Source organism: Microcystis sp. CS-574 (genome assembly GCF_028329095.1).
GTDB classification, from domain to species: Bacteria; Cyanobacteriota; Cyanobacteriia; order Cyanobacteriales; family Microcystaceae; genus Microcystis; species Microcystis ichthyoblabe_A.
This window is the reverse complement of record NZ_JAQMSY010000120.1, coordinates 1-3658: the sequence shown is the minus strand read 5'-3', so window position 1 is coordinate 3658 and position 3658 is coordinate 1. Positions and strand designations below refer to the sequence as shown.

General features: G+C 42.3%; 5 protein-coding genes. All 5 read left to right on the top strand.

The window, feature by feature from the left end:
* Positions 1-144 precede the first annotated feature (144 nt).
* Positions 145-1260, top strand: coding sequence for a TIGR03032 family protein (locus PN470_RS09650; RefSeq protein ID WP_272104421.1), 1116 nt, complete (start codon positions 145-147; stop codon positions 1258-1260).
* Positions 1261-1578: 318 nt separating this feature from the next.
* On the top strand, positions 1579-1839 hold the full coding sequence (locus PN470_RS09645; RefSeq protein WP_002733873.1) for a hypothetical protein: 261 nt from the start codon (positions 1579-1581) through the stop codon (positions 1837-1839).
* A 5-nt stretch (positions 1840-1844) separates the two neighbouring features.
* Positions 1845-2117, top strand: coding sequence for a PIN domain-containing protein (locus PN470_RS09640; RefSeq protein WP_272104419.1), 273 nt, complete (start codon positions 1845-1847; stop codon positions 2115-2117).
* Between the two features lie 436 nt (positions 2118-2553).
* Positions 2554-2877: a DUF4347 domain-containing protein gene (locus tag PN470_RS09635; RefSeq protein WP_272104417.1), complete on the top strand. Its 324-nt coding sequence runs from the start codon at positions 2554-2556 to the stop codon at positions 2875-2877.
* Between the two features lie 19 nt (positions 2878-2896).
* Positions 2897-3658: hypothetical protein (locus PN470_RS09630; protein WP_272104415.1), on the top strand; the 762-nt coding region annotated here is incomplete at its 3' end.

Sequence of the window (3658 nt, the reverse complement as noted above, 5' to 3'; positions counted from 1 at the left end):
GGATCAAACCTTATTAAGGGGGGCAAGGGGGGATCAAACCTTATTAAGGGGGGCAAGGGGGGATTAATTAGAACCCCTTAGTCAACAAATCATAAACAATAATCAATTATCACCATCTACTCTAATCTATAGTCAAAAAACTCTATGGACAGCTTGCCGCCTAACACTAACCAGTTTTCAGATACCCAAGCGCCGGCAGCGAGTCCAACTCAGCGCCAAGCAGTGCCGGTCAATTATGAGTACAGCCTCAATCTGCCGGAATTACTCAACCAGTTTGACCTCTCAGTGTTGATTTCCACCTACCAAGCGGGACGAGTGGCCAGCATTGGCACTTATCAAGGACAAATGCGGGTGAGTTTCGCCCATTTTGACCAAGCAATGGGTTTAACCCGAACCGCTACCGGAATTGCTGTGGGCGCTCGTCAGGCAATTTGGAATTTACCCGCTAATCGAGAGATTGCCCCCCAGATTAAACCAGAAGGGGAACAGGATATCGCCTTTTTGGCCCGCTCCTCTCACCTCACCGGCCCGATTATGGGTCATGATTTGGCCTTTGGCAGTAATCGCCTTTGGGTGGTCAATACCCTATTTAACTGTCTGGCAACCATCGAAGGAAATTGGAGTTTTCTCCCCCAGTGGAAACCGCCCTTTATTACCGAGTTGGTCCCCGGAGACCGCTGCCACCTCAATGGCTTGGCTATGGCTGAAAATAGCGGCACTCCCGCCTATGTAACGGCATTGGGGGAAACCAACGAGGAAAGCCTCTGGCGAGAGAATAAGGCCCAGGGCGGATGCTTAATTGATGTGGCTAGGGGAGAGGTGATTTTGCGGGGTTTAGCCATGCCCCATTCTCCCCGTCTTTACCAGGGTAATCTCTATTTCCTCAATTCCGGTTATGGAACCTTGAACCGTTGGCATCCCCAAACTGGTAGCACGGAAATCGTGGCGGAATTGCCCGGTTTTACCCGGGGTTTAGACTGTTGGGAAGGTCACGCCTTTGTCGGGTTGTCCCAAATCCGGGAAACTGCGATTTTTGGCGGTTTACCCCTGGATGAGCGGCGTAATCAATTGCGGTGCGGGTTGGCTATTGTCAACCTGGCTACCAGTCAACTGGTGGCGACTTTTTGGTTCAATAGTGGCGTGGAGGAGGTTTTCGCCGTCTCCGTCCTCCCGGGCTACCGCAACCCGGCGCTAATTGGACCAGATACCGACCTCGACGGCACTCAATCCGTCTGGATGGTGCCTTCTTTAATTGTTTAATTTTCACCCTATTATTCAGGAAAAAATCATGTCAACTCCTTAAAATGACTAACCCTACTATCTTAGAAGAGCTACTAAAATTAGCAGCTACTGCTAATTCTCTCGCAGAATTTAAGCAGTCTTTGGCAAAAATCAATATCTAGAAAACGGGTTTCTTCAAGAAACCCGTTTTCTGGACTTATGGCGAATCACCTGAATCAGTGAACAGTTGTTAGCCTTTTGGTAACTGATTCAGGTAATTGCATTTGCGTCTCTTGGTTATAATTCACAAACAGGCTATAATGTTAGTAAAACAACGTTAATCTCTAAGGTTTATCAATGACTCAAATATTGATCGAAATTCCCGACGAATTAATATCTCGTTTGCAAGAACAAAAATCCTCGGTTCAAGAGATTGTTATCAAAGCTTTGGAAAATTATGTTCAAGCTGAATTACCAGATATTACTAAGACTCGTACTTGGGAACTTTGTGGAAGTTTAGAAATTGTCCAACCTGAGCCTAAATATATTATCGGACAAGATAATCGGGGTCAAGTTGTAACTAACTACGCTGAAAACATCGATGAAATTATTTATTAAAAATTGTGGACAAAGAAATTATTGTTGATACGTCTGCTTTAATTGCCTTTTTTGTCAAATCTGAAACTCATCACGAAAGCGCTCAAAAATATTACTTAGAAAATCCTCATAATAATTGGATTATTCTCGAATCGGTATTCGATGAAACTGTTACTTGGATTCGGAGCAAGGTATCTAGTCGATCCTCAATCCAAGTGGGTCAAATACTAAGAGAAGATCATCGTTATATCAATGTGTCAGATAGCGATGATCTGGCAATATTTGGAAGCTTTCTGTAAGTACAATGATAAAAAATGGAGTTACACAGATTGTTCTATTTTAGTTATGGCTCATCGTTTACAAATATTTAAGGTAAGTAGGTAGGCGTTAAAAGTTGTCAGATCCCCCCGCCTATCGGCACCCCCCTTATCAAGGGGGGCAGGGGGGATCGAACCTAAAATCCATTTTTAATTTAATTATAACCAGCTACTTATTCGCTTTTGATGATCATATTCGTCAAATGGCAGGATTAGGAATTGTTTGTGTCCCATAAACTAATAAAAATACAATTTATGAACGTCGTTCAGATTGCATATCTTGCAACAACCCACGAAACTGAGAAAATGGGTTTCTCCTTTAAGAAACCCGTTTTCTGTAAATTTTTGTTATATCCCCCTTGAAAAATTCGGGATTGTTTGCACAAAATAGTCGCATTAATCTTTTGCAGTCAGTGTCATGACTTCTACCCTTTTGCCGAGCTTTCCTGCTGTTGACGATGTTTTGTTCAATTTTGCTCAATCTGATGGCTTGAGTCAAGCTAATCAGGTGAATAGTGCGAGAAATCAGCGTTTAACCGCTACCGTAGTTTTCCTCGATGCTGGTGTTAGCGATTATCAAAGTCTCCAAGCTGGAGTAATTCCAGAAGTCGCCACCGTTATTCTCTCTCCCAACGAAGACGGAATCGAACAAATATCCGCTTTTTTACAACAAAATCCCCAGATTACCACCACCACCTCTATTATTAAATCGGTGCGTTACGCTATCGCGCTTCACCCCTAAGAGTAAGCGGACAACTCAAATGAACCAAACAACAGCCAATTATGATGAACCCTGGAAAGAAGCATTAAGCGAGTATTTTGAAGCGTTTTTATACTTCTTCTTTCCTGAAGTTCACCAATTGATTGATTGGACAAAAATTCCCGAATCCCTAGAAAAAGAACTCAAACGGATTACTGCTTCAGCAAAGACAAAAAAACGTTTCGCTGACAAACTCTATAAAGTTTGGTTACTCAGGGGTGAAGAAGTCTGGATTTTGATTCATATTGAAATTCAAAGCCAATACGAAGAAAATTTCCCTCAGAGGATGTATGTTTATAACTATCGGGCCTTTGATTTGTATCAGAAACCAGTTATCAGTCTGGCAATTTTAGGAGATGAACGAGTAAATTGGCGACCAGATTCCTATAATTATACTATCGCTGGCTGTGAAGTGAGTTTGAAATTCCCAACGGTTAAATTACTGGACTATGAGGAAAACTGGTCAGAACTAGAAGCAAGTAGCAATCCCTTTGCTATAATAGTCATGGCACACCTGAAAACAAAAGCGACTACTGGGAAGCTGCCACAACGGGAACAGTGGAAGTGGAAGTTAATCAGGGGATTATATGAAAAGGAGTTCGAGAGGGAACAGATAATTAAACTGTTTGAAATCATCGACAATATGATGACTTTATCCCCTGAATTGCAGTCAAGTTTAGAGAGTAAAATCAAACAATTTGAGGAGGAAAGAACCATGCCTTTAATAAGTAATATGGAGTTACGAGGAAGGAAAATTGGTGAG